4 protein-coding genes and 3 tRNA genes are annotated in these 3,191 nt (G+C 57.5%); all 7 read right to left on the reverse strand.

Features of this window, described 5'->3' with window-relative positions; translation table 11 throughout:
• On the reverse strand, nt 1–305 hold a 305-nt coding region (locus tag M2396_RS24105), incomplete at its 3' end, for a GTP-binding protein (RefSeq protein WP_259078993.1).
• A gap of 79 nt (nt 306–384) precedes the next feature.
• A tRNA-Thr gene (locus tag M2396_RS24110) sits at nt 385–460 on the reverse strand.
• A 26-nt stretch (nt 461–486) separates the two neighbouring features.
• A tRNA-Gly gene (locus M2396_RS24115) sits at nt 487–560 on the reverse strand.
• Nucleotides 561–583: 23 nt separating this feature from the next.
• A tRNA-Tyr gene (locus tag M2396_RS24120) sits at nt 584–668 on the reverse strand.
• Between the two features lie 144 nt (nt 669–812).
• Nucleotides 813–1,238, reverse strand: coding sequence for a hypothetical protein (locus tag M2396_RS24125; RefSeq protein WP_259078994.1), 426 nt, complete (start codon nt 1,236–1,238; stop codon nt 813–815).
• A gap of 7 nt (nt 1,239–1,245) precedes the next feature.
• Nucleotides 1,246–1,995, reverse strand: coding sequence for a pantothenate kinase (locus M2396_RS24130; protein ID WP_101322356.1), 750 nt, complete (start codon nt 1,993–1,995; stop codon nt 1,246–1,248).
• Nucleotides 1,985–2,944, reverse strand: a complete 960-nt coding sequence (gene birA / locus M2396_RS24135) for a bifunctional biotin--[acetyl-CoA-carboxylase] ligase/biotin operon repressor BirA (RefSeq protein ID WP_150571018.1) — start codon at nt 2,942–2,944, stop codon at nt 1,985–1,987. The genes M2396_RS24130 and birA overlap by 11 nt, the downstream gene beginning before the upstream one ends.
• Between the last annotated feature and the right edge of the window lie 247 nt (nt 2,945–3,191).

The following is a 3,191-nucleotide window of genomic DNA, read 5'->3' on the forward strand; positions in this document are numbered from 1 at the left end:
GCGCCGTCCATCTGCGCAGCACCGGTGATCATGTTCTTCACATAGTCAGCGTGACCTGGGCAGTCGACGTGAGCGTAGTGACGGATCTTCGAGTTATACTCGACGTGCGCGGTGTTGATGGTGATACCACGCGCTTTCTCTTCTGGAGCACTGTCGATCTTGTCGAAGTCGACGACTGCCGAACCGAACACCTCGGAGCAGACGCGAGTCAGAGCTGCGGTCAGAGTGGTTTTACCATGGTCAACGTGGCCGATAGTGCCAACGTTTACGTGTGGTAGGGAACGATCAAACTTTTCCTTAGCCATCGAACAGTCCTCCGCAGAAGAAAATAGTCACTACTACCGATAAAACAAAGGCAGATATTTTCATATCTGCCTTGTTATATGGAGCTCTTGAGCGGACTTGAACCGCTGACCTCACCCTTACCAAGGGTGTGCTCTACCAACTGAGCTACAAGAGCGAAACAATGTGCAATAACAGCAAACTTGGAGCGGGTAGCGGGAATCGAACCCGCATCATCAGCTTGGAAGGCTGAGGTTCTACCACTAAACTATACCCGCGGAGCTTGCGGCTCTCGCTAAAATGGTGGAGGGGGAAGGATTCGAACCTTCGAAGTCGAAGACGGCAGATTTACAGTCTGCTCCCTTTGGCCGCTCGGGAACCCCTCCTGAGCGTGGGCGGCATTTTCAGCTTTTGCCGTCCTGCTGTCAAGCTTTTTTTCAATTAAATCTTGAAGTTAGCTGCTTTGACAACAGCTTCCGGTCCTACCACCTGAGTGGTGTTCCCTGCGAAGCGGGCGCCATTCTATCAAGCTATTCAGCAGTTGCAATACCCCCGCAGAAAATAATTTTGCGTTTTAAGTCTTTGAAATCCTTGGAAAGACTCTCGACCATTGATTGGTCCAGCAAACGCTCGCTTTCAACTGCAACCTTTAGCCACTGACCGTCAGCTCCCGGCAGCTGGCCAGCCACGAGCTGCGTGTCAATGTCCAGGCTCAGCAGCCGCTGGCGCAGTGCATCGATCTGCTCCTTGCTGGGCAGGCCACCCACTACCAGGCATTCATCGCGGCGGCGCGGCGGCGCCGCAGCACCCGTCTCGCGCAGCAGGCGGATCTCCTGCTGATTACCTTTATAAAGAGAGAGCGGCGCGACCTCTTTGACTCTCAACGGCGCCTCCTGCTGATGCCACACGTAAAAAACGACGTTAAGCACCAACAGCAACAGAAACAACCAACGCATAGGCACCTCAATCCAGTGGACAAGCCATGGCCAAGCCGACAAATACCAGATCCGGCACAATTCGCGCCTGCGGAGCCGCATCGCGAACAAGCGGCGCATCACCACCCGTGAGGAATACGCTAAAGCTATCGCCCCACAACGCCCGCGCCTGCTCGATCTGGGTTCGAGCAAACCCTTGCAGCATGAGCACGCAACCGCGCTCGACCGCTTCGACTGTAGAACGGCCGGGGGCGAGCGTGCTCAGCGCCCGCTCCGCCGAGGCATCGTCATAACGAATGCGCCGGGTATGCGTGCGCAACTGGCTACGCATCAGCGGCATCCCTGGGCAGATGTAGCCACCAAGATGCTCGCCATCTGCAGCAACGAAGTCAGCCTTCGCTGCGGTCCCTAGATCAATCACCAGACATGCGCCTTTGGCCAGGTGATAAGCACCCAACACGGCCAACCAGCGATCCATGCCCAGCCGCTGGTAATCTTCATAGCCATTGCGCACACCGGCCATGGCCTGCGCTGGCAAGGCTACCTGGGCATCTATGGCAAACTCGGCAAACAGAACGGCGCGCAGCGCCGCGGTTTCTTCTTCACTGCGCACGCTGACGATTCGGCAGCCTTGCAGGTGCAACGAAGGCAAACCCAGCACGGCGACAAGCAGGGCCTGATCCGAGTCGACAATCCCACCGCCAACAATAGTGGCGTCACTGGCATGAATGACGCGCCACTTGATAAAGCTGTTACCGCAATCGAGCTCAAGAATCATCACGCAACCTCAGGCTGAGCTCACCACCGCTGAAGCTCTTTTCCACACCGTCAACCTCAAGCCGCAAGCCACCCTGCCCATCTACCCCACGGACGATGCCATGGGTATGGCTGGTACCAGCGATCAGCGCGACTTTGCGCCCCTGCCAGACATGCGCCTGCTCCCATTCTTCCTGGAACGCGGCAAAGCCATAACGACGATGGCGAGCCAACTCATGCTGCAGCTGCACATTGAGGCGCGCGACCAGCAGATTGCGATCGATCGGCGCGCCGGCTTCACGCTTCATTGACGTCCATTGCTGATCGACCTGGTCGTTGGTCTGCATGTTGACGTTGATCCCGACACCTATCACCACATGGCAGACATCGGCCGGGTCGCCCACCAGCTCAAGCAGGATGCCAGCGATCTTTTGCTCGGCAACCAGCACGTCATTGGGCCATTTCAGGCCAGCCTGCTCTACACCAAACCCGTGTAACGCGCGCATGACGGCCAACCCTACGACCAGGCTCAGGCCTTCGAGCTGACGCATGCCGCCTTCGATCCGGAGCACCAGGCTGTAATACAGGTTTTCGGCAAATGGGCTGACCCACTGCCGGCCGCGTCTGCCCCGACCAGCACTTTGCCGCTCGGCCAGCACCACAAAGGGGGCGGCCTGGCCCTGCCCTACTGCTCTAAGGGCCTCGGCATTGGTCGAGTCGATAGCGTCATGGATGTACAGCGGCCACAGTTCACCTTCGGATTGCGCAGCGATGACGCCGGCATCAAGCAGTGCCAACGGCGCTGCCAACTGGTAGCCGCGACCGCGTACCTTGTGGATAGACAGATTCAATTCGGATTCCAGATGCTGCAGCTGCTTCCAGACGGCGCTGCGGCTCACTCCGAGAGCTTCCCCGAGTGCCTGCCCGGAATGAAACCGGCCATCCTTGAGGAGATTCAACAACTTCAGCATGCCAGTCTCGACTTTGAATAAGGCTGGAATGATAGCCATGGCCTGCTGGCTTGCATAGGAAAAGGCGACCCAGGGCCTAGCTATAGAGCGAAATGTTCCCGCCGCCCTGGAAGTGCCAGGCAGTCAGATGGAGAGCTAGTGCCGCTTTGCGACCCCAGATTTCCGGATCGCGGAAAAGACAAAACCCCTACCTGCTCGCGCAGATAGGGGTTTTGCGAAATGAATCTTGACGATGACCTACTCTCAC

The sequence above is a fragment of the Pseudomonas sp. BIGb0278 genome, assembly GCF_024809895.1.
GTDB classification, from domain to species: domain Bacteria; phylum Pseudomonadota; class Gammaproteobacteria; order Pseudomonadales; family Pseudomonadaceae; genus Aquipseudomonas; species Aquipseudomonas shirazensis.

Bases quoted from the DNA above. Each gene is read 5' to 3' on its own strand.
- birA (WP_150571018.1), bottom strand. From the start codon at position 2,944: ATGCTGAAGTTGTTGAATCTCCTCAAGGATGGCCGGTTTCATTCCGGG.
- M2396_RS24125 (WP_259078994.1), bottom strand. From the start codon at position 1,238: ATGCGTTGGTTGTTTCTGTTGCTGTTGGTGCTTAACGTCGTTTTTTAC.
- M2396_RS24130 (WP_101322356.1), bottom strand. From the start codon at position 1,995: ATGATTCTTGAGCTCGATTGCGGTAACAGCTTTATCAAGTGGCGCGTC.